22 protein-coding genes, 1 rRNA gene, 1 pseudogene and 1 riboswitch are annotated in these 19,665 nt (G+C 48.3%); of the genes and pseudogenes, 22 read left to right on the top strand and 2 right to left on the bottom strand.

Going from position 1 to position 19,665, the window contains the following annotated elements; genetic code table 11:
* Positions 1-86: 86 nt before the first annotated feature.
* Positions 87-203: ribosomal RNA gene (gene rrf, locus ACFOLF_RS17850) — 5S ribosomal RNA — on the top strand.
* 424 nt (positions 204-627) lie between these two features.
* Here rrf and ACFOLF_RS17845 read toward each other — a convergent pair.
* The gene (locus ACFOLF_RS17845) at positions 628-1,158 is read right to left on the bottom strand and encodes a transposase (protein ID WP_210046339.1); all 531 of its coding nucleotides are present in this window, start codon (positions 1,156-1,158) and stop codon (positions 628-630) included.
* A 225-nt stretch (positions 1,159-1,383) separates the two neighbouring features.
* Between ACFOLF_RS17845 and ACFOLF_RS17840 the strand changes: the two genes are divergently transcribed.
* The 10 genes from ACFOLF_RS17840 to rsmI all read left to right on the top strand — a co-directional run bounded on the left by ACFOLF_RS17840 (position 1,384) and on the right by rsmI (position 9,175).
* On the top strand, positions 1,384-1,569 hold the full coding sequence (locus tag ACFOLF_RS17840; protein ID WP_210046400.1) for a sigma factor G inhibitor Gin: 186 nt from the start codon (positions 1,384-1,386) through the stop codon (positions 1,567-1,569).
* 201 nt (positions 1,570-1,770) lie between these two features.
* Positions 1,771-3,288 carry an aminotransferase class I/II-fold pyridoxal phosphate-dependent enzyme gene (locus ACFOLF_RS17835; RefSeq protein ID WP_210046340.1) on the top strand — a complete coding sequence of 506 codons (1,518 nt, stop codon included), beginning with the start codon at positions 1,771-1,773 and terminating at the stop codon, positions 3,286-3,288.
* 95 nt (positions 3,289-3,383) lie between these two features.
* Positions 3,384-4,043, top strand: coding sequence for a dTMP kinase (tmk, locus tag ACFOLF_RS17830; protein ID WP_210046341.1), 660 nt, complete (start codon positions 3,384-3,386; stop codon positions 4,041-4,043).
* A gap of 141 nt (positions 4,044-4,184) precedes the next feature.
* Complete coding sequence (locus tag ACFOLF_RS17825) at positions 4,185-4,514, top strand: cyclic-di-AMP receptor (RefSeq protein WP_210046342.1); 330 nt, start codon at positions 4,185-4,187, stop codon at positions 4,512-4,514.
* Between the two features lie 17 nt (positions 4,515-4,531).
* Positions 4,532-4,975, top strand: coding sequence for a YaaR family protein (locus ACFOLF_RS17820; protein ID WP_210046343.1), 444 nt, complete (start codon positions 4,532-4,534; stop codon positions 4,973-4,975).
* Between the two features lie 146 nt (positions 4,976-5,121).
* Positions 5,122-6,099: a DNA polymerase III subunit delta' gene (holB, locus tag ACFOLF_RS17815; protein ID WP_210046344.1), complete on the top strand. Its 978-nt coding sequence runs from the start codon at positions 5,122-5,124 to the stop codon at positions 6,097-6,099.
* A 4-nt stretch (positions 6,100-6,103) separates the two neighbouring features.
* Positions 6,104-6,904 carry a PSP1 domain-containing protein gene (locus tag ACFOLF_RS17810; RefSeq protein ID WP_210046345.1) on the top strand — a complete coding sequence of 267 codons (801 nt, stop codon included), beginning with the start codon at positions 6,104-6,106 and terminating at the stop codon, positions 6,902-6,904.
* Between the two features lie 47 nt (positions 6,905-6,951).
* Positions 6,952-7,350, top strand: a complete 399-nt coding sequence (locus ACFOLF_RS17805; protein WP_210046346.1) for an initiation-control protein YabA — start codon at positions 6,952-6,954, stop codon at positions 7,348-7,350.
* Between the two features lie 146 nt (positions 7,351-7,496).
* A complete protein-coding gene (locus ACFOLF_RS17800; protein ID WP_379114252.1) occupies positions 7,497-8,279 on the top strand; it encodes a tRNA1(Val) (adenine(37)-N6)-methyltransferase in 783 nt (260 codons plus the stop codon).
* Positions 8,276-9,175 (top strand): 16S rRNA (cytidine(1402)-2'-O)-methyltransferase, encoded by a 900-nt coding sequence (gene rsmI, locus ACFOLF_RS17795; RefSeq protein ID WP_210046348.1) that lies wholly within the window; start codon positions 8,276-8,278, stop codon positions 9,173-9,175. Before ACFOLF_RS17800 ends, rsmI begins: the two co-directional genes overlap by 4 nt.
* A gap of 141 nt (positions 9,176-9,316) precedes the next feature.
* Here the strand turns inward: rsmI and ACFOLF_RS17790 are convergent, their stop codons facing one another.
* A complete protein-coding gene (locus ACFOLF_RS17790) occupies positions 9,317-9,571 on the bottom strand; it encodes an AbrB/MazE/SpoVT family DNA-binding domain-containing protein (protein ID WP_188999999.1) in 255 nt (84 codons plus the stop codon).
* Positions 9,572-9,845: 274 nt separating this feature from the next.
* On the opposite strand from ACFOLF_RS17790, the gene ACFOLF_RS17785 reads away from it, so the two are divergent.
* The 11 genes and pseudogenes from ACFOLF_RS17785 to ACFOLF_RS17735 all read left to right on the top strand — a co-directional run bounded on the left by ACFOLF_RS17785 (position 9,846) and on the right by ACFOLF_RS17735 (position 19,615).
* Positions 9,846-11,156 carry an HD domain-containing protein gene (locus ACFOLF_RS17785; protein ID WP_210046349.1) on the top strand — a complete coding sequence of 437 codons (1,311 nt, stop codon included), beginning with the start codon at positions 9,846-9,848 and terminating at the stop codon, positions 11,154-11,156.
* A gap of 19 nt (positions 11,157-11,175) precedes the next feature.
* The gene (locus ACFOLF_RS17780; RefSeq protein WP_210046350.1) at positions 11,176-11,955 is read left to right on the top strand and encodes a TatD family hydrolase; all 780 of its coding nucleotides are present in this window, start codon (positions 11,176-11,178) and stop codon (positions 11,953-11,955) included.
* A 172-nt stretch (positions 11,956-12,127) separates the two neighbouring features.
* A riboswitch (cyclic di-AMP (ydaO/yuaA leader) is annotated at positions 12,128-12,330 on the top strand.
* Positions 12,331-12,569: 239 nt separating this feature from the next.
* The gene (locus ACFOLF_RS17775) at positions 12,570-13,718 is read left to right on the top strand and encodes a 3D domain-containing protein (protein ID WP_379114254.1); all 1,149 of its coding nucleotides are present in this window, start codon (positions 12,570-12,572) and stop codon (positions 13,716-13,718) included.
* 130 nt (positions 13,719-13,848) lie between these two features.
* Complete coding sequence (rnmV, locus tag ACFOLF_RS17770) at positions 13,849-14,421, top strand: ribonuclease M5 (RefSeq protein ID WP_210046351.1); 573 nt, start codon at positions 13,849-13,851, stop codon at positions 14,419-14,421.
* Entirely contained in the window at positions 14,422-15,315 is an 894-nt protein-coding gene (rsmA, locus tag ACFOLF_RS17765; RefSeq protein WP_210046352.1) for a 16S rRNA (adenine(1518)-N(6)/adenine(1519)-N(6))-dimethyltransferase RsmA, read from the top strand.
* Positions 15,316-15,388: 73 nt separating this feature from the next.
* Complete coding sequence (gene yabG / locus ACFOLF_RS17760) at positions 15,389-16,270, top strand: sporulation peptidase YabG (protein ID WP_210046353.1); 882 nt, start codon at positions 15,389-15,391, stop codon at positions 16,268-16,270.
* Between the two features lie 150 nt (positions 16,271-16,420).
* Entirely contained in the window at positions 16,421-16,693 is a 273-nt protein-coding gene (gene veg / locus ACFOLF_RS17755) for a biofilm formation stimulator Veg (RefSeq protein WP_189000010.1), read from the top strand.
* Positions 16,694-16,872: 179 nt separating this feature from the next.
* Positions 16,873-17,046, top strand: a pseudogene (locus tag ACFOLF_RS17750) (small, acid-soluble spore protein, alpha/beta type); the annotation flags it as partial.
* Positions 17,047-17,393: 347 nt separating this feature from the next.
* The gene (gene ispE / locus ACFOLF_RS17745) at positions 17,394-18,248 is read left to right on the top strand and encodes a 4-(cytidine 5'-diphospho)-2-C-methyl-D-erythritol kinase (RefSeq protein ID WP_210046354.1); all 855 of its coding nucleotides are present in this window, start codon (positions 17,394-17,396) and stop codon (positions 18,246-18,248) included.
* A gap of 83 nt (positions 18,249-18,331) precedes the next feature.
* Complete coding sequence (purR, locus tag ACFOLF_RS17740; protein WP_210046355.1) at positions 18,332-19,162, top strand: pur operon repressor; 831 nt, start codon at positions 18,332-18,334, stop codon at positions 19,160-19,162.
* Between the two features lie 60 nt (positions 19,163-19,222).
* Entirely contained in the window at positions 19,223-19,615 is a 393-nt protein-coding gene (locus ACFOLF_RS17735) for a RidA family protein (RefSeq protein ID WP_210046356.1), read from the top strand.
* Positions 19,616-19,665 lie beyond the last annotated feature (50 nt).

Here is a 19,665-nt window from a genome sequence, read left to right as displayed (position 1 = left end):
GCCGCTAAACGTTTCGCAAACGTTCGTATCCAGTTTTCAGGGTGTAACCACCCTTATGATGATCGGTCCATAGCCGAGCCATCCCGTTTGGTAGCAATGGCGAAGGGGAACCACGCGTACCCATCCCGAACACGACCGTTAAGCCCTTCAGCGCCGATGGTACTTGGACCGCAGGGTCCTGGGAGAGTAGGACGTTGCCAAGCACGAGAAGCCGACCGCAGTTCTGTGGTCGGTTTTTTGTTATCTGCTGGCTTGTTTCTCGCTTGTTGTTTTTTAGAATTCGCTTGTTGTTTTCAGAAGTTGTTTAACTAATGCATGTTGTATGATAAAGTTCCTGCCGACTGGAGGAACAGCATAATTTATTGTCCAATAACAGCTGTTTCTTTTATAACATTCATATAATTATTTTACCGGATAACCGGCACGCATGCGACACCATGTGCTGTGCACGATTATCCGTTTTTTTTCGAGAAAAATCCTCTATACCAATATTTGCGCAATATTTATCTTTTGTTTCCTGTCTCTATGGTCTACTTTATTAATTTTTAAATTCAAGATGTTTGTTGCTTAGTCCTTACACAAAGAAGAGAGGGTGTTCCTGAGCACCCTCTACTTATAATCAATTGACTAACGATGATAATAGCTTACATCGGCTGCCTGGATGCGGAGAACACCGTCACGGCGAACTTTCCGCAACTGACGAAGCAGGACAACCCGCGGTGCCAATGTCCATAAATGCCAGCATATCAAGCTGATCATCTGAGCTTCATTAGCCCAAGGGTAAGCAACGCCAATCGCGCACAGCCCCAGCCAGAACATATGACGCTGCAGACGACGAAAGAGAGCAAGCTCAATATGGGCAATTGGGATATATCCGACCCAAGGCAATATCAATCGATAGCCCCACCGGCGGTTATCCGGCTCATCCACACGAATCAAGGTTAAGCGAATAATTATGAATTGGATCAGCTGAGTTACGATCAGTCCCAGAGCTAGTGCAATTGCACCGTCTACTTGATACAAGGCTAATTGAAAGATCGAAATGATGCATGCTACGCTTAAGTAGCTCCATATAAGCTCTTTGCGCACAACGATTTTACGGATCAGCTGGTATTGATAAATTGTGGCTTTTTCCTGCTCAGCGAGCGTGCCTCTCATTGTGACAATGTCCCCTCCATCCTACTAGAGAATGTATCGGAAACTGCATTCATTTTTTGAAGAGCGGAGCAAAGGCAACATATTTAGATACCATTCACCCTTTTCACTCGTGTATCATATGATGTAGGGCTATTTGAAACGGGCTATGAAACAAGTATATGATGCTAGACTATGTGGCATAATAGTAGCAATGAGTAATTTCCTGTAAAGGCGAGGTGAAGAATGATGGAAGAAGCAATCGGAAGCTGTTGCATTATTTGCGGGCATCATAAGCAGGAAGGTCTGCGAATTATTGATGAATTCATTTGTGAATCATGCGAAGTGGAAATGGTCAGAACGGAAGTCCAAGATGCAAAATACCCTTTCTTTATTCATCAGCTGAAGCAAATTTGGGTTCAAAAGAATGCCTGATTGTGATCCGGATGGCATCAGCATAGTCAATCCTCGCAGATCTCGAAAAGGAAGCTCCAATCGGGATAGCGAGGATTTATTTTCTGTTTACACCCCTTATTTGGTTATATTATAATAATTTGTAAATTATTTGTGAAATGGTCAAGTGCTTAGCTTTTATATTTACAGTTTAATTATCTAAAAGGAGAATTTATATTTCTTATGACTGCTATTGAGCCATTATTCCACGCACCCTTGTATGAAGCGTTAATGGACCTGCACCGCTCAATTCCAATAAGTTATCATGTTCCAGGCCATAAATATGGCCAATCTTTAAATAAGCTGCAAAAGCTAGATACAGATGCAGCTCAGATATTTCAAGCGATTATGGCCTTGGATGTGACAGAGCTGTCTGGGACAGACGATCTTCATATGCCGACAAGCGTAATTGCTGCGGCTCAGCGTCTGGCTGCGGGCACCTTTGGTGCAGAGCACACTTATTTCCTGGTTGGAGGGAGTACAGTTGGAAACCTGGCAATGATAATGGCCAGCTGCAACCCAGGAGATCTTATTATTTTACAAAGAAATGTACATAAGTCCGTTCTAAATGGATTAATGCTTGCACAGGCAAGAGCGGTATTTCTTTCACCACAAACAGATCCAGGAACAGGTTTGCATGCAATTCCAAAACTGTCTAATATAGAGGAAGCTCTTCTCCGATATCCAGAGGCAAAAGCCGTATTCCTAACTAATCCCAGCTATTATGGATTAAGTACGGATTTAGAGCCATATGCAAAGCTTGTACACAGTCATGACTGTCTGCTGCTGGTCGATGAAGCGCATGGCGCTCATTACGGCATGCATCCCTCATTCCCCCGTTCAGCGCTTCAGGCAGGCGCTGATGCTGTGGTACAGTCGACTCACAAAACGTTGTCCGCTCTTACAATGGGTGCTATGCTGCATGTACAGGGAATCAGGATTGATCGTGATGCATTAGGAGAAGCACTGTCAATGGTCCAAAGCTCCAGTCCTTCTTATCCGATTATGGCATCCTTGGATATTGCCCGGGCAATGATTGATACCTTTGGACCTTCTTTATTTGAAGAGGGCATAATGGCAGCAGAGTCATTCAGGCACTGGGCAAACGAATCTTCCGGGTGGATTGAATTGCCTGCTTACGGTCTGAATATGATGGGGGACCCCCTTCGTATTGTGATTAAGGATCGAGCCGGATTATTATCCGGTTATGACCTTCAGAAAATGCTTGAGAAACGAGGATGCTGGCCGGAAATGGCCGATTCTATTCATGTGATTTTGTTGTTCGGTATGTCAATGTCATTAAAGGACAACGAGAAGCTGATCCAGGCATGTATCGAAATTGGAAAAGAGGTACATAGGGGCACTGATTTTGATATGGTAATTCATAGAAATTATGTAAATGAAGCAAAAATAAAAGGATCCATGTATGATACCGTACAATCGATTTCTGAACCAGTACTCTTCAACAGACAGCGGAAACAGCGTGACCAGGTGGAAATGATCAATATTACGGAGGCAGCAGGCCGAATAGCTGCAGAAGCCGTTATCCCCTATCCCCCGGGCATCCCCATCTTGTATTCTGGAGAAAGGATTCATCAGAATGTCGCTTTATATATGAAGGAGCTTGCCCTGATGGGCGCAAAATGTCAAGGAATATCGGATCCGACATTGAAAACGATAATGGTGATTCGGGAGGCCTAGGACATTATGATGATGCTGATAGGGCAGGAATTCGTTTACGCTTATAGCTTGCTTTGTTATGATAGGGACAAGAAACGATTCTAAAGGGAGCTCATATGTTGGAACCGAGAACTTTTTTGACTATTGAGGGCGGTGAAGGCGCCGGAAAATCGACACTCATTGATGGGCTAACGCGTATACTGTCAGCAAAAGGTATCCGTGTGATGACAACACGGGAGCCTGGAGGAATTCCCATTGCCGAACAAATACGAGGCGTTATCCTCGATCAGGGCAATACCGCAATGGAAGCCAGAACAGAAGCTCTTCTATATGCAGCTGCCAGACGACAACATTTGACGGAAAAAATTATACCCGCTCTTGCCGATGGCATGTTTGTTATATGTGACCGCTTCGTTGACAGCAGTCTTGCTTATCAGGGTCATGCACGAGGGCTTGGCATGGATGAAATTTGGTCGATTAACCGTTTTGCTGTTGAGGATGTGATGCCCGAATTGACATTATGGCTGGATATCTCTCCGGAAGCAGGGCTTAAGCGCATCTATGATGCCAAGAACAGGGAAATCAATCGCCTCGATATGGAAGGACTTTCTTTTCATCATCTGGTACGTGAAGGTTATACAAAGCTGCATGCACAGAATCCGGGGCGAATAGTCAGAATAAATGCAGAAACTTCACCTGAAGCTCTGTTAAATGACTCCATTTCGATAATCGCACAGCGTTTTAAAGGATTATTTGCAAACGATGTCAAATTATAATAGTAGTCCTCTTAACATCCTATAGCATGTACATTTACACATATCGCAGTTTTTCTTGAAAGTTCTGCACATGAATAAGAAACCTGCATTTTATTGTTTCTAAACATTACGAATGGCAATATAATTCGGGAGGGATAATCAATGAAATTAGTGATTGCGATCGTACAGGACAAAGATAGCAACCGGTTGTCGAATGCGCTGGTTCAAGAAGGCTTCAGAGCAACAAAGCTGGCAAGTACAGGCGGTTTTTTGCGGGCAGGCAATACGACCTTTATGATTGGTATTGAGGATGAACGGGTACACGAAGTGCTTAATGTGATCCGCTCCAACTGCAAGGTGCGCGATCAGCTTGTTTCGCCCGTATCGCCGATGGGAAGCACAACCGATGCCTACATTCCGTTTCCAGTCGAAGTACAGGTTGGCGGGGCCGCCGTATTCGTTGTACCTGTAGAAAGATTCGAACATTTCTGATTGGACGTGATTGAAGGATGAAGATTAATCCGGGTTATCGACCGTTGGGGCAGGACCGTTCCCGGCTGGATCTGGGCTATAAACCTGCTCAACCAAAAAACTTCACTGACGTCATGATGCATCAGGACGAACAGCGGACGATGGAGCAGCTGCAGCAGAAGCTGCAGGATATCCACAATCAGGGGGAGCGCTTGTCGCGTTCCATGACAGTGCGTGAGCTGCAGCTTTATCGGAGAATGGTTAAGAAATTTCTTGAAGATACCGTAAAACGCGGTGTTGGCATGAAAGAGACGCGTGGGTTTGACCGGCGCGGCCGGACAAAACGTTATAAGCTGCTTGACGAGGTGGACTCGGCGCTCTTATCGATGGGAGAAGAGCTGCTGGACACTGAGGCGGGGCGGTTGGAGCTTTTGCAAAGGATCGGAGATATACGGGGGATTCTGATCAATTTGTTTTTTTAGAATGGAGAGATGTGGAATCTTGTGGACTTCCCTCAAGTTCCAGGATTACGTTTCTTCTCTAAAATGGAAGAAGCTTTCATCGATATTAAGGCTGCCGCCAGATTTTGTACGTTGGCAGCAGGTGAGTGTGGAAAGGAATTATTCATATGAGTATCGCACAACTGGCGGGACAGCCTATGGCGAAACGAATCCTGCAGCATGCACTGCGAAGCGGCAAAGTCTCGCATGCCTATCTATTCAGCGGCCCTCCGGGAAGCGGAAGAATGGCTATGGCCAAAGAATTCGCCAAAGCGCTATTTTGCACAGCGGGTCAAGGTGATGCTTGCGGGGAGTGCCTGGCATGCCGCAAGTTTGACCATGGCAATCAGCCCAATCTTCATGTGGTTGAGCCGGATGGCAGTTCAATTAAAATTGATCAGATACGCGAGCTTCAGCGTGAACTTGCTTATCGGAGTTCAGGAGCGGAGCGTAAAATATATATTATGCAGCGTGCAGAAACGATGACGCCGCAGGCCGCCAACAGTCTGCTCAAATTTCTGGAGGAGCCGCAGACATTGGTGGTCGCGATTTTGCTGACAGAAAACGGACAAGCCATGCTGCCGACGGTACGCTCACGTACGCAGTGGGTGCCTTTTATGCCGCTCGCGCCTACGGATATGCTGCAAACGCTTGTAGCGGAGGAGGTTCCACAGCTTCTGGCGCGGGCTGCCGTTCATTTGGCTTCCGGGCTTGAGGCATGCCGCTTGATCATCCAGCAGAATGAGTTTGCAGAAATGAGAAATGTAGTGATACAATTAGGCAAGGATAGTCTGACCCGATTCACCGCGGCGATGGTATCCGCTCAACAGCAAGTATTCAAGACGGGACTTGGTGAACAGCCGCAGCTGCTGCTGTCACTGCTCGTATTATGGTATAAAGATATGATTCACTTTCAAGCTGGAAGACATGAGGCACTCGTTTTTATAGATCAGGTGGATTGGATCGGCAAACATGCATTCGGACGTTCAGCGGACGGTTGGGTACGGTGCATGGAGCATACGCTGGAAGCAGGCAAACGAATGCGTGCTCATGTACCCCCGCAGCTGGCCCTGGAGCAATTGCTTATCCGCATACAGGAGGGGTGACGGATTGTATAACGTCGTTGGCGTCCGCTTCAAGAAGGCGGGCAAAATATATTATTTTGATCCTGTGGAGTTTCCGGTAGATAAAGATCAGCATGTAATTGTGGAAACGGCCAGAGGTATTGAATATGGTAAAGTTGTGGTTGGGCACAAACAAGTCGGTGAATCGGATGTTGTCCTTCCGCTTAAGAAAGTCATCCGTATTGCAGGTGACAACGATGCCAAGATCGTTGACGAGAACAAGTCGGCTGCCCGCAATGCCTTTAATACTTGTCTCGATAAGATAAAAGATCATCAGCTCAAAATGAAACTGGTCGACGTCGAATTTACGTTTGACCGGAACAAGATCATTTTTTATTTCACGGCAGAAGGCCGGGTCGATTTTCGCGAATTGGTGAAGGACTTGGCCAGTGTATTCCGCACCCGCATTGAGCTTAGGCAAATTGGTGTGCGGGATGAAGCGAAGATGCTGGGCGGGATTGGCCCATGCGGGCGCGTTCTCTGCTGCTCATCTTGGCTGGGCGATTTTGAGCCGGTATCGATCAAGATGGCCAAGGATCAGAATCTATCGCTGAATCCAACCAAAATATCCGGTTTATGCGGAAGATTAATGTGCTGCTTGAAATATGAGCATGATAATTATGAAAGCGTCCGGGAAGAACTTCCGGCCGTTGGCAAGGTCGTTGTCACTTCCCTGGGAGAAGGCAAAGTGACCGGAATAAACGTAGGCACCAAATCCGTTTATGTGCAACTATTCGATGGTGGGAAGCCGAAGGAAATGCCGCTGGATGATGTCGTGATTAAATAAGGCGGGAATCCGTAAGTCCGAAGCTGAACAGTCTTTGGGGTGGGAACTTGAACAAGAAGGATATATTTAACCAAATGGACGAGCTGGAAACGAATATGGGGAGCCTGCATGTTCAAATGGGCGCGCTCAAGCAGCGGGTGAAAGCATTGCTTGAGGAGAACAAACGGCTCAGCATCGAGAATCAGCAGCTGCGCAAGATATTTAAGCGCGAAACGGCGATTCTCTCCGCTCACGTAGAGCCGGAGGCTGCTGTTGCTGCCGACGATCAGGGAACTGTAGAACTGCCTCCTCATATGCCCTTGGACCAAGCGGCAGCTGTCGGCGAGGGCTACGACAATCTTGCCCGTCTTTATCATGAAGGATTTCACATTTGCAACTTGTACTATGGGCATTTGCGTACGGAGGGTGACTGTTTGTTCTGTCTATCCTTTCTGAATAAGGAATGATTACACAACAAGACCCGGCTTCCCGGGTCTTGTTTGTTTTATGTCCCGAGAACACGGATTAACGATATTCCTTCCTGGATTATACCGGGATGTCAGAAAGGCTTGCAGCGGGTAATAATAAGGGAAGAAATGAGGGTATCATGCACGTGTCTAATCCATTTAATGAAGGAACACTGAAATCGAATGAGCGGCTGGATGATTTGTTGACCCATCAGCTGCACATCATCCAAAGCCGGGATGTGTTCAGTTTCTCTATGGATGCGGTTCTGCTGGCGAGATTCGCCGGGGTCCCGCCACGGGGAAAAATACTGGATTTATGTACCGGAAATGGAGTTATTCCTCTGTTGTTATCTACGCGCACCAAGGCGGCTATCACGGGCGTTGAGATTCAACCCCGCCTTGCGGATATGGCCAGGAGAAGTGTGGTATGGAACAAGCTGGAGCACCAGATTCACATTCACGAAGGCGATCTTCGTTATTATATAGAACATAGCGGTTATGGCAGCTTCGATGCGATTACGGTCAATCCTCCTTACATGCCGGTGGGAATTGGCGAGCGGAATGAGAATGAATACGTTGCGAATGCCAGGCATGAATTAAACGGGACTTTGGATGATATTGTTGCCGCTTGCGCCAAGCTGGTCCGGACCGGCGGACGTGTATCCATGGTGCATCGGCCGTCGAGATTGATTGAGATTACGCAAACGCTTCGAAAATGGAAATTGGAGACCAAGCGGATCCGCTTCGTCCATCCACATGTGGAGGCAGAGGCGAATATGGTGCTGATTGAAGCGGTACGCGACGGCAGGCCCGATGTTAAGCTTCTGGCGCCTTTAATCGTTTACAACAGCCAACGTCAATATAATGAAGAGATCATGCAGATCTATTATGGAAATCATCAGCCGGAAACGAGGATCGAGCCAACATGAAAGTTCAGCAAAGCTTTACGAAAGCGAAAGATCAAGAGAGCAAGAAAGCGGGTACGCTCTATTTGGTGGCAACGCCGATTGGAAATCTGGAAGACATAACTCTTCGTGCGATCCGCACGTTGAAGGAAGTCGATCTGATTGCGGCGGAGGATACCAGGCAGACACGCAAGCTTCTGACTCATTTTGAAATCCCGACCAGGCTGGTAAGTTATCATGAGCATAATAAGTCGGCAAGCGGCAGCGAGCTTATTCGCCTTCTCTCTGAGGGACTCTCGATTGCACTGGTGAGCGATGCGGGGCTTCCCGCCATTTCTGATCCGGGTGCAGAGCTGGTAGTAGCGGCAGCTGAGCAGGAAATCGCGGTTGTTCCCATACCAGGGGCAAACGCGGCGCTGTCGGCACTTATCATATCCGGCCTGCCTACAGACAGATTCCTGTTTACAGGATTCCCCCCGCGCGAGCGCAAAGCACTGCAGGAGTGGCTGCAGCAGCTGAGGAAACAGGATGCGACTATCATCTGCTATGAATCGCCTCATCGGGTGGCCAAAACCCTCACGGCTATGCTGGAGCTATGGGGCGACCGTGACGTAGCTATGGTGCGGGAGCTCACGAAACGATTTGAGGAGGCGGCGAGAGGGACAATATCGGAATGTCTGGCTTGGCTCAGTGAACATCCGCCGCTTGGCGAGTACTGCCTGGTCGTTGCCGGAGCCAATGCATCGGATGCGAAAGATCTGGAGGGGGATGACAAGCCCTGGTGGACGGAGCTGAGTCTGGAGGAGCATGTAAGTCGTTATGAAGGGCAGAATCTGGATCGGAAAGAGGCCATCAAGCTGACCGCGGTTGATCGAGGGTTGGCAAAACGCGACGTATATAATGAAATCATGCGAAAGTGAATGCCGTTTCTTTCTTGGAGCCATAAAAAAAAGGACCTTCCTGATAAGCAAACTCAGGAAGGCAAGGAGTATTAAAAAGGTTAGAATTAACAAATGTAAGTTGATTAATTATATTATAACGCATGATTCCGGTTTTGTCTCTTATTTTGTTACAGGAGTTGGCATTTCGGATAAACAAGCGTTACATACAATTTTTCCCTTGAAGTAAGTGACATTCTCGGCATTACCGCAGAAGATACAAGCGGGCTCGTATTTTTTCAGCATAATGCGTTCGCCGTCCACATAAATTTCCAGGGCATCTTTTTCACCGATGCCAAGCGTACGGCGCAGTTCAATGGGGATTACAACACGTCCGAGCTCATCCACTTTACGCACAATACCTGTTGATTTCATCATAATCTATCCCGTGCTCCTCTCAAAATACTTATTTCGTCATTTTTCGACAAAGTTCTATTAATTCTTGTTTTTATAATACCAACGTTTCCCATAATAGTCAACCTTGATTCTGCTTGCAAATACGCCGTTTTTCTCCGTTTTATCCATAAGGATAGGGTGTATAGCCTTACATAAATCATACAACGATACTGACTATTTGGTAATGCGTTTACGACACAATTCGACACATTAAAAAGAAATTATGTCGAATAATTGAATATCGGAGGGGAAAAAGATGAATCCTAGACATCATTCGCTAGCCGAGGAGAAAGTATTTAAAGATCCGGTTCATAAATATATTTATGTGCAGGATGAGACGATATGGAATCTCATTAATACGAGGGAATTTCAGCGTCTGCGGCGAATTCGTCAGCTCGGTACATCTTATTTGACCTTTCACGGGGCGGAGCACAGCCGCTTCTCGCACTCACTGGGCGTTTATGAAATAACCAGAAAAATCATTTCCCAATTTGAACGGGGTGGTTATACGGACTGGCCCAGGGAAGAGAGGCTTGTGACGTTATGCGCCGCTCTGCTGCACGATGTGGGTCATGGTCCCTTCTCGCATTCCATTGAGCAGGTGTTTGATACTGATCATGAGGAATGGACATGCCGTATATTACTGGAGAATACTGAAATTAACCAGGTTCTCCGCGAGTGCGACCCCTCCCTGCCGGAACGGGTGGCGGCTGTCATCTGCAAAACGTACAATCAACCGATTGTGGTCAGCCTCATATCCAGCCAGATGGACGCGGACCGTATGGATTACCTGCTGCGCGATGCATACTATACAGGCGTCAATTACGGAACCTTCGATCTGGAACGCATTCTTCGCGTTCTAAGGCCGTATCAGGGACGAATTGTTGTAAAAGAGAGTGGAATGCACGCCGTTGAGGATTATCTGATGTCCCGCTACCAAATGTATTGGCAGGTTTATTTTCACCCGGTCACCCGGAGCTCGGAAATTATACTTCGACAAATATTTCGCAGAGCGCGCGAGCTTTATGGGGGCGGGTATGCTTTCTCATGGATGATCGAACCGCTCCGGCATCTGATGGAAGGTACGCTGGATGTGGAGAACTATCTCCTGCTGGACGAAGCCATGGCTCAAACAGCCTTTACGCAGTGGTTGAAGGAGGAGGATTCTCTGCTGGCAGAATTATGCACCCGATTCCTAAACCGAAAACTATATAAATACATAACCATGGACAATGCCGATGAAAAGCTTTGGCAGGAAATTCGTGAACAATTCCAATCGATCGGTCTGAATCCGGACTATCATCTGGAAATCGACTTTCCCTACGATATGCCGTATGATGTATACCGTCTGGGGCATGATTTCATGGACAAGGATGAACGTCCGCCGATTCTGCTTCTGGGGCAGGATGACCGCTTGTCTGAAATCTCCAGAAAGTCGGATATCATCCGCTCGATTACCGGAATTCATCAGGGCAAATATCATCTGTATTACCCCGAAGAGCCTTTACTTGAATCGGCCCATCTGTTGTCGCCGCATATCCGCGAACGATTCGGGCTCTTATTATAGAAGGGAGATCAACTTGCTTATGTTAATCGACACGCATACCCATCTGGATTCGAAACAATTCGACGAAGACCGCGCGGAAGTGATCGAACGGGCCCGTGCTGCCGGGATCTCGAGAATTATAAATATCGGCTTCGACCGGGAGACCATTCCCACGACAATGGCTCTGGCGGAGCAATATGATTTTATCTATGCGATTGTAGGCTGGCACCCTGTTGAAAGCATTCATATGCTGCCCGGGGACCTGGACTGGATTGCATCGCTTTGCGATCATCCCAAGGTTGTCGGAATCGGCGAAATAGGCTTGGATTATCACTGGGATACGTCTCCGAAGGACGTTCAGCAGCGTGTTTTCCGGGAGCAGATCCAACTTGCGCGGCAGAAGAAGATGCCCATTTCGATTCATAACCGGGAGGCGCATGAGGACGTGCTTCATATACTGAAAGAGGAGAATGCCAAAGATGTGGGCGGGGTCATGCACTGCTTCTCAGGCAGCTGGGAGACGGCGAAACAATGCCTTGACATGAATTTCTATATTTCGTTCGGTGGACCGCTCACATTCAAGAACGCGCGTGTTCCCAAAGAGGTGCTTGCACAGGTGCCGCTTGACCGTATTTTGATCGAGACCGATGCTCCTTATTTAGCTCCCCACCCCTATAGGGGGAAACGAAACGAGTCCGCTTTTGTCCGTCTTGTAGCAGAAACGGTTGCCGAAATTAGAGGGAAATCTGTAGAAGAAATCTCGAAAATTACGACAGAGAATGCTCAGAATTGTTTTGCTTTTAAAGAAAAAGGGCTATAAGAGGCAGCAATCAAGACATTTCGAGTGAAAAAACTAATTTTGAGTCAGTAAATTGGCAGTTTTTCACGTGATTTTCCTTAAAATTCGTTAAAATCGCGATTAATCTCTTCTTTACAATGAGCAGCAAAAGGCGGTATCATTCATCTCAGAGCTTCAAAACTTGCATTCCTTTTCCAAAATATCGCTTAATCTCCGAAGTCGGAGAGCGGGGGAACCAAACATTGATACACTTCGTATCGGACGAAGGGCAGTAAATGTTGAATTCTTCTTGGGGTGAATTTTATGGAAGCATGTGGTAGACATGCCAGCCATGAATAGGGCGACTCTCTCGCCCGAATCCGACAGCTAACCTCGCCAGCGTAATAGTGTTATAAGAGAGATCAACCTCGTGCATTTAATCCATGTCCCGTCGTCATCTGGGAAGCCACGAAACAGATCCTCTGTCGTCGTCGGCTTCTTTTATTTTGAATATTGCGTAAAAAGACGACATAGGGTTTACCATGGAGGTCGAGGTTGGAACGAGGAGTGGCGTGCAATCACGCCAACAAAAACAATAGAACCGTCAAAGGCAATCATGTAACTAGGCGGCGGGGCTATGAAGGAGGACCGAAGAAGTGGGCGCACTCCAGCTTAAGGATACCCATGGTAAACGATCATCCAGCATGTCTTTCGCATTGCGATGGAAGCATGAGAACGTGCGTTTAATATTACTGAGCGCTCTGATCTCAATCGCTATGACTTTCATGTTTCTGGTGTTGTTGTACGGAACGGCTGACAAGCACGTCTCCGTAGTAGTGAACGGACAAGAAACCATTGTTTCGACAAAACAATGGGTCCTTCAACGCCTACTGGATGAACAAGCCATCACGATAGGGCAGTATGACAAGGTGTCCTTACCTCTTAACGGGGGAATAAAGGACGGCGACCGCATCGTCATTGACCAAGCGGTACCGGTCCATGTGAAGGCAGACGGCAAGGTAAGAACGTTGTACACGACAGAAAGAACGGTTAAGGCAGTGATCGATCAATCGGACATACTGATACGCAGTCAAGATAAAGTTTGGCCTGCCCTGGAGGACAGAGTAAAGTCCAACATGAGTGTCACGGTCACACGGATCGAGAAGAAAATTTCGGAGAAGGCTTATACCGTTCCCTTTTCGGTCGTGAAGAAGGAAGACCCCAAGCTTGAGCAGGGCAAACAGAAGCTTATTCAAAACGGCAATGAAGGCAAAGTAGTCAAACAGTTTGAGAACGTATATGCGGACGGGGTGCTTGTGTCCCAGACTATGGTTACCAAGCTGACGAAAGCGGAGTCGGTCGATAAAGTGGTGGCGGTGGGTACCAAGAAGCCGGAAACGAATGTAGTTACGCTCTCAGCGAAGGCGGGCTCTTCTACAGTAACGACCAAGCGGGGCGACAAGCTGAAGCCTAAACAGATATTGAAGAATGTAACGCTGACTGCATATGCTGCGGGCGTTTCATCAACGGGCAAGTCAAAGAGTCATCCGCAATATGGGATAACGGCATCAGGTGCGACGGTTCAAGAGGGCAGAACTATCGCGGTTGACCCGAAGGTTATTCCTATCGGCTGGTGGGTCTACATTGAGGGTATCGGTTTCCGCAGAGCGGAAGATACGGGCAGTGCCGTCAAAGGCAAAAAAATCGATGTTTATTTTGAAAGTGAGTCTTATGCTGAGAAGTTTGGTCTCAAACGAGGATACACGGTTTATGTGCTCGGGCCGAATAAGCCGGAGGCAATTTAACCTTGGGACCTAACTCCCTTAATAAGGGTTTACCTCATTCATATCGTATTTTAAACATAAATATGCCATTATAAGGAGGGGCGATTGCCTCTTCTTTTGTATGTTTGTCTGAAGGGAATGGATGGACGGCATGATTAAGGAAATAATCGTAGTTGAGGGCAAGGACGATACCGTGGCCATCAAGCGGGCAGTTGAAGCGGAAACGATCGAAACCGGCGGTTCGGCTATCGGAGCGGATGTTTTGCGCAGGGTGGAGCTCGCACAGCAGCGCCGCGGAGTTATTTTATTTACAGATCCGGATCATGCAGGGGAGCGCATCCGTAAAATTGTTGCGCAGCGTGTGCCCGGCTGCAAGCATGCTTTTCTCCCCCAGGAGGATGCAAGCTACAAGGGGGATATCGGCGTCGAGAACGCCTCGCCCGAAGCGATTCGAAGAGCGCTCGCCAATGTGCGTACGGAAGCGGGCAACGGCGAAGGGACAAGCCAGCCCGAGATCACCTGGGACGATCTTATGCGGGCAGGTCTTCTTGTGCACGCGAACGCTTCAGAGAGGCGTCTAAAGATGGGCAATTTGCTCGGCATCGGCTATGCGAACGGCAAGCAGTTTTTTAAGCGTTGCTCCATGTTCCGAATTACGCGCGAGGAATTTGAGCTGGCATTGACAGCGATGGAGCAAGAGAGCAGCGAAAGGGGCAAGTCTTGAATGAGTGGTCCAAACGTGCATGAGGATGTAGCTTCGCCAAGACGCACACGCGACATCATTGCCAAATACGGATTTTCCTTCAAAAAAAGTCTGGGACAAAATTTTCTGATTGATCAAAATATATTGGAAAAAATCGTATCGGCAGCAGGGCTGGACGAAACAAAAGGAGCTCTGGAGATCGGGCCGGGCATCGGAGCCTTGACCCAGCAGCTTGCCGAGCAGGCCGGGCGCGTTGCCGCAGTGGAAATCGACAACAGGCTTATTCCGATTCTAAGGGATGTGCTCGCTGATCGCTCTAATGTTCATGTTGTGCATGGAGATGTGCTGAAGCTGAATCTGGGCGAGCTGATTGAGAAGCATTTTGCGGGGTTAAGCGGAGTCAGTGTAGTGGCAAATCTGCCCTATTATGTGACAACGCCGATTCTTATGAAGCTGCTTGAGGAAAAGCTGCCGCTTGAGCGTATAGTGGTTATGATTCAGAAGGAAGTGGCGGAGCGGATGGCTGCAAAGCCTGGCGGCAAAGAGTACGGCAGTCTCAGTGTGGCGGTTCAGTATTATTGCGAGCCGGAGCTTGTCTGCATCGTGCCGCATACGGTATTCATCCCGCAGCCCAATGTGGATTCCGCTGTTATCAAGCTGACGGTGCGCAAGCAGCCTCCTGTTGATGTGAGGGATGAAGCCCATTTCTTCCGTACTGTCCAGGGCAGTTTCGCACAGCGGCGCAAGACAATCTATAATAACCTGACAGCTTTGGTGGGCAAAGAGAACAGGGAGCTTCTGGGACCTCTTCTGGAGAGCTGCGGCATTGCTCCTGCACGCCGCGGCGAGACGCTGTCGCTGGATGAGTTTGCCCGCCTTAGCCACGCTTTGCTGGAAGCCGGACTGCCAAGCTAGAGATCTTCGGACGGCTTAAAAACGCACCATTGACGTTGCTGGCCCATAGGATAGACGAAGAGGTGATTTGCCCATGAAGCAAGGGGACCTGGTCGTCCGCAAATCGTATGGCGGGGACGTCCTTTTTCGCGTTGCCATTCTAGACTCAGAAATAGCAATACTGAAGGGTACGGACTACCGGCTGCTTGCAGACGCTCCGATTCGCGACTTGACGGTTGTTTCCCATCCGGAATCCACCGGTGCGGCCAAAGAGGTTCGCGTTAAGGTAAATGAATCGATGCGGCGCATGAAGGAGCAGCGGGAGAAGCTGGTCATTCATAATGCAAGCGAGTTGAGGAGGGCGACAAACGAAAGCCAGCCCTACTTTGAAGTGCCCGGCAAGGTGCTCCATCTTGATGGAGACGGCAATTACATGAAGAAAAGCATGCAGCTATATACGCAGATGAAGGTTCCTGCACATGGCCTGCATGTGCATGAGTCGCAGATGCCTGAGCTGGTACAGCGTCTGCTGCCGCAGCTTAATCCGGATGTTATTGTAATTACCGGCCATGACGGGGTTTTTAAAAATACGCCGCAGCATGAGTTGATGAGCATCAACAGCTACAAAAACTCCCAGAACTTCTGCAATGCAGTGCGCATTGCGCGGGAGTATGAGAAAAGCCGTGACGGCTTGATTATCGTTGCCGGCGCCTGCCAGTCCCATTATGAGGCTCTGCTGCAGTCCGGTGCCAATTTTGCAAGCTCACCAGGCCGGATCCTTATTCATGCCCTGGATCCTGTTTATGTTGCCATCAAAGCGAGCTATACGTCCATCAGGGAGACGGTCAATCTTGCCGATGTGATTCATGGCACGATCAGCGGGATCGATGGCGTGGGGGGGATTGAAACGTTAGGAAAATACCGCGTCGGACTTCCCAAGCCCAAAACATTGACGGGTATCAAGCCAACCGTATAATATTCCACTTCGCAAAATATATTATGCATCCGGCCCAAAATTAGACTTTTCATTATTGACAATTTGTTTGCCGCACTGTTATAATTATAATTTTTTGACAAACCACCTCTTTTTAGTTATAATGGACAAGGAAAGAGGTGGTAGTGGACAATGGCTAAAAATGCACTGATGGAGATCAAACGCAGTTTGGAAATCCATGTCGGCTCCAAAATACGTCTTCGCGCAAACGGTGGTCGACGAAAGACCATTGAACGAACCGGAGTGTTGGAAGAAATCTACCCTTCTGTATTCATTGTCAAACTTGACGAGGAGCAGCATGCGTTCAAGCGGGTCTCCTACAGCTACGCAGATATTTTGACTGAATCGGTTGAAGTGACTGTAGATAGCGATGATGGCCAAGTTCGCATTACGTATATGCAATAAAAGAATAACAAGCCTGATCGAGTACGGAGACCCTTCAAAAGTCCGTACTCTTTTTTCTGTCCATTAAGCGTCATACCCCAAGCGAATCTCCAAAAACAGCCTGTTTGCCCGCGTGCATGAAGAATTTAAATTCAAGCATACTAACGGTAACTTACAGGTCGAAGGAGGATTCTATTGGGATGAGCCGCAAACGCCGAAGCTTTATGAGCGAGCAGTTGAAGAATGAACTGGCGAAGGACCTTGGATTTTACGATACGGTGCAGCGCGAAGGCTGGGGCGGCATTAAAGCCAAGGATGCCGGGAATATGGTGAAACGGGCAATTCAATTGGCTGAGGAGGCTGCCGCCAAACAATTCACCGCTCCTCAAGCCGCGCCAAACGTGCAGCAGCGCTTCACAGCATCCACGCCGCCAGTCGCCGTTTATGTGCCGCAGGGACAACCGGAAAGAAGCGCAGGCAGTTCTTTCTCGCCGGCTTTTGTGCAGACCATGCAGTCGCGTCAGCCATATCAACCACGCCATTAGCCGATTGGATTTCGGGAGATGAACTCCTTGGATGACCGGATATATTTTATCCAGAAGCTAAGATGCCTGAGCGGACATAAACGCCGCGCAAAGGACATCTTAGCTTTTCTTATGGCCTTTTGTTAGAATATAAAAAAAGATTCTATTTTTCTATATATAACGAACGGGTGACACAAATGAAGATTTATGAAAAAGCGCCGGCTAAAATCAATCTGATGCTCGATGTATTGCGTAAACGGGACGATGGCTTCCATGAAGTGGAAATGATTATGACGATGGTGGATCTGGCAGATCGTCTGGAGATGGAAGAACTTCCCAGGGATACGATTATTATTTCGAGCCAGGCTGGCTACATACCGCTGGACGAGAAGAACCTTGCCTTCCAGGCGGCTAAATTGATCAAGGACCGGTATGACGTCTCAAGAGGGGTTTATATCCATTTGGACAAGAAGATCCCTGTTGCTGCGGGGCTTGCAGGGGGCAGCAGTGACGCTGCGGCTGCGCTCAGGGGCTTGAACAGGCTCTGGGAGCTCGGAATCTCTGAGGACGAGCTATGCACGCTTGGCGCGGAGCTGGGCTCGGACGTACCGTTCTGTGTGACGGGAGGAACGGCAGTTGCGCGCGGCCGTGGCGAGAAGCTGGAGCCGATCGGCAATCCGCCGCAATGCTGGGTCGTGCTTGCCAAGCCGCCGATCAACGTGTCTACGGCTGACGTATACGGAAAGCTGCGGGCGTCGGAGCTCAAGCAGCATCCTTCAACCTCGGCGATGTTATCGGCTATTGAGCGGGGTTCCTTTTCCGATATATGCGCAAATCTCGGCAATGTACTGGAGTCGGTTACGCTTCATGCCTATCCGGAGGTGCTCCAGCTCAAGGAAATCATGTACCGGTTGGGTGCCGACGGGGTCTTGATGTCGGGCAGCGGTCCGACAGTTTTTGGCCTGGTCAGCAAAGAAGCCAAAGTATCACGGATATATAATGGTCTGCGTGGTTTCTGCAAAGAAGTTTACGTGGTAAGAATGCTGACATGATAAAGACGTTTTTCTTGATTAAATCCGTATAAAAATGATATATTATCATTATAATATTCGGATTTAGCGAGGGGGACGATGCTGTGAAGAAATTAAAACGAAGTGCTAGGTTAGTTGAAATGACGCAGTACCTTCTTACCCGGCCCCATACGTTAATTTCTTTGACAGCTTTTGCTGATCGTTACCAGTCTGCCAAGTCCTCCATCAGTGAAGACCTGGCCATTATTAAAGAGGTATTCGAGGAAGAAGGACTCGGTGAACTGCAAACGCTGGCAGGTGCTGCGGGCGGGGTCAGATATACACCCAAAATGGGCAAGGCAGAAGCATTATCCATTATGAATCATATTTGCCGCCAGCTGGAACAGCCCGAGAGGGTGCTTCCAGGCGGTTACTTATATATGACAGACATGCTGGGCTTGCCTGGTCTCTTGGCCGATGTGGGCCGGATGTTTGCAACCGCATTCGCATCCGCCGATATCGATGTAATCATGACTGTAGAAACGAAGGGCATTCCGCTTGCCTATGCAACAGCATCCTGCATGAACCTTCCCGTTGTGATTGTAAGACGCGACAACAAGGTAACGGAGGGTTCGGCCGTGAGCATTAACTATGTGTCGGGCTCCAACAAACGGATTCAGACGATGTCTCTTACCCGCCGGGCGCTCAAGGAGCAGTCCCGGGTGCTCATTATTGATGATTTCATGAAAGCAGGCGGCACGGTGCAGGGAATGATGGATCTGCTGCATGAGTTTAATGCCAAGGTCGCCGGTGTCGGCGTCTTCGTGGAATCAGGGGAGCTTGGCACGGAAGAGAGGCTGCTGGAGGATTATGTATCGCTTGCCAAGCTTACCGCGGTGGATATGAAGACCAAGCATACGACGATTGTTCCGGGTAATTTTTTTGATGCCAAATAGCTCAGAGCTGCAGCAAGGCCAATTAAATTCACAAACACCTTTAGGAGGTACCTTTCAAAAATGAAGCATATTCCACGCATTGTATCTACAGACAAGGCGCCGGCCGCAATCGGACCTTATTCGCAAGCCATTACACTGGGCAATTTATTGTTTACGTCCGGACAAATTCCACTGGATGCACACGGTCAGCTGGTGGAAGGCGGAATCGAAGAACAAACCCATCAGGTATTCCGCAATTTGCAGGCGGTCCTTGCGGAAGCGGGAGCGACCTTTTCCGATGTGGCGAAAGCGACGGTTTTTATCAAAGATATGAACCAGTTCGCCGCCCTCAATACGATTTACGCCTCTTATTTTGGTGATCACAAACCTGCCCGCTCCACGGTTGAAGTGGCCAGACTGCCCAAAGACGTACTTGTCGAAATTGAGCTGATTGTATCGATAAAAGTCGAATAAAAGTCGAATTAAATCGAAACAATGGAATTGGAAATATTTATTTTAAAATA

Source organism: Paenibacillus sepulcri (assembly GCF_042647105.1).
Lineage (GTDB): Bacteria > Bacillota > Bacilli > Paenibacillales > Paenibacillaceae > Paenibacillus_Z > Paenibacillus_Z sepulcri.
Note: the sequence above shows the minus strand (reverse complement) of the source record. Positions and strands in the feature narration are given on the sequence as shown.